Source organism: Methylophaga sp. UBA4204, assembly GCF_002379485.1.
In the GTDB taxonomy this organism is placed as follows: Bacteria; Pseudomonadota; Gammaproteobacteria; order Nitrosococcales; family Methylophagaceae; genus Methylophaga.
Genome location: NZ_DFTU01000083.1, coordinates 1 through 2,565, shown reverse-complemented (window position 1 = coordinate 2,565; position 2,565 = coordinate 1). Strand labels below are relative to the sequence as shown.

2 protein-coding genes are annotated in these 2,565 nt (G+C 48.0%); both read right to left on the bottom strand.

The features are described from left to right. Positions 1 to 517, bottom strand: a 517-nt coding sequence (locus tag B3182_RS12140; RefSeq protein WP_292752913.1) for a succinate dehydrogenase/fumarate reductase iron-sulfur subunit, incomplete at its 3' end; no start/stop codon positions are given. Beyond that, positions 514 to 2,454, bottom strand: a complete 1,941-nt coding sequence (locus B3182_RS12135; protein ID WP_292355862.1) for a fumarate reductase/succinate dehydrogenase flavoprotein subunit — start codon at positions 2,452 to 2,454, stop codon at positions 514 to 516. The genes B3182_RS12135 and B3182_RS12140, both read right to left, overlap by 4 nt. Between the last annotated feature and the right edge of the window lie 111 nt (positions 2,455 to 2,565).

The window sequence follows — 2,565 nt, the reverse complement described above, 5'->3', positions numbered from 1 at the left end:
CTGATGCATTCGGACAAACCGCAACGCAGGCGCCACAGCCAATACAGGTAGCTGCATCAAAGGCTTTATCTGCTACCGGCTTGGCCACTGGCTGGGTATTGGCCTCTGGTGCTGCACCGGTTCTTACCGGTATATAACCACCCGCCTGAATAATACGATCAAACGCACTGCGATCGACCATCAAATCTTTAATCACCGGAAATGCCGTTGCCCGCCAGGGCTCAATCCATAATTCGTTTTGATCCTGATAGTCACGCATATATTGCTGACAGGTGGTCGTCGCCCGGTGCCGACCATGAGGTTCGCCATTAATCACCAGACTACAACTGCCACAAATGCCTTCACGACAGTCATGATCAAAAACAATAGCTTCTTTACCAAGAGTGATCAGACGCTCATTGAGGGCATCAAGCATTTCCAGAAAAGAAGATTCAGCTTCCACTTCCAATTCATGTTTTTCAAAAAAACCTTTGGCTTGGGGATTGGCCTGACGCCATATATGCAGGATAAATTTCATTGGTAGTTGCGAATCCCAGGACTGACAAAATCGAAATGCAGCGGTTCTTTTACCAGCTTCGGCTGAACCACATCACCGGTGAACTGCCAGGCAGAAACAAAACCAAAATCGTTGTCGTGTCGTTGTACTTCACCGTTAGCGGTTAAATGTTCGACCCGAGCATGGCAACCACACGACTCTTCACGGCTTAATGCATCAATACACATTAATTCGCCAAGTTCCATAAAATCGGCAACCCGACCGGCTCTTTCCAGCGTCTGATTAAGCTGTTTGTCATTGCCACTGACTTTGATTTCCCGCCAGAATTGTTCACGCAGTTGCTGGATATCTTCAATGGCCTGTTTCAAGTCAAATTCATTGCGTGCCATGCCGCAGTGATCCCATAAAATCTTGCCCAGACGACGATGAAAATAGTCTGGCGTCTGTTTTGGTTCAGGCGCATTCAACAGTCTGTCCAGTCGCGATTGCGAATAGTTCATGGCCTGCTGCACTTCTGGATAATCTTTATCTTCCAATGGTGTTTGTCGAGCAAGATAATCGGACACCGTGGTTGGTAGAATAAAATAGCCATCTGCCAACCCCTGCATCAATGCACTGGCTCCAAGTCGATTGGCACCATGATCGGAAAAGTTGGCTTCGCCGCCGGCAAACAATCCATCTACAGAGGTCATCAGATTATAGTCCACCCACAATCCTCCCATGGTGTAATGCACGGCAGGATATATTCGCATCGGCTGTTGAGTTGGGTCTTCAGAAGTAATTCGCTGATACATATCAAACAGATTGCCGTATTTTTCATTGATTACGTCAGCACCCTGTTCTTTAATGGCATCGGCAAAATCCAGATAGACCCCCAGCTTCTGCCCATTAATTTCATGACCGACACCACGGCCATCATCACAAATATGTTTGACCGCCCGCGAAGCAATATCGCGTGGTACCAGATTGCCAAAGGCCGGATACATGCGTTCCAGAAAATAGTCCCGATCCTGTTCCGGAATTTCACGCGGGTCACGACCACAGTCTGCCGGATTTTTGGGTGCCCAGATGCGGCCATCGTTACGTAAAGATTCACTCATCAAGGTCAGCTTGGATTGCAATTCACCATGTTGTGGAATACAGGTGGGATGAATCTGGGTAAAACAGGGATTGGCAAATAATGCTCCATGCTTATGTGCTCGCCAGATAGCAGAGGTATTACAGCCCTTGGCATTGGTCGACAGGTAAAAGGCATTACCATAACCACCTGTGCAGAGCACCACACAGTCCGCCAGATGTGAACTTAATTCACCGGTCAATAAATCCCTGACCACGATACCTTTGGCCTTGCCGTCAATTTTGATTAAATCGTGCATTTCACAGCGGGAAAAATGCTCAATATGCCCTTCAGCTACCTGCCGGCTCATCGCCTGATAAGCACCGAGTAATAACTGCTGACCGGTTTGACCTCGTGCATAAAAGGTTCTGGATACCTGCGCTCCACCAAACGAACGATTGGCAAGATAGCCGCTGTATTCACGGGCAAACGGCACCCCTTGCGCTACAGCCTGATCAATAATCGACGTGCTCAGTTCTGCCAGTCGGAATACATTGGATTCGCGGGCACGAAAATCGCCACCTTTGATCATGTCGTAAAACAGACGCCAGACACTGTCACCATCATTATGGTAATTCTTAGCGGCGTTAATCCCCCCCTGAGCAGCAATACTATGCGCTCGGCGAGGACTGTCCTGATAGCAGAAGGTTTTCACCTGATAACCCATTTCTGCCAATGATGCTGCAGCAGAAGCACCAGCCAGACCGGTGCCGACCACAATTACTCGATATCGTTTTCGATTAGCCGGACTGACTACCCGCAGATTGTATTTATGCTGAGTCCAACGTTGTTCCAATGGACCTTTTGGGGAAAAGCTGTCTAATGGTTGTTCTTCAGTCATTTATGCTTTCCAATAGGCCAGAATCGGGACAATAGCAAATCCCACCACTAGTAAAACGACAATGGCAGTGCTAATCCAGTAAAACTGTTTTGAAGTTTTGCCCAGTGTTTG

Excerpts from the sequence above, each read along its gene's own strand:
- B3182_RS12135 (WP_292355862.1), bottom strand. The coding sequence starts at position 2,454 with ATGACTGAAGAACAACCATTAGACAGCTTTTCCCCAAAAGGTCCATTG.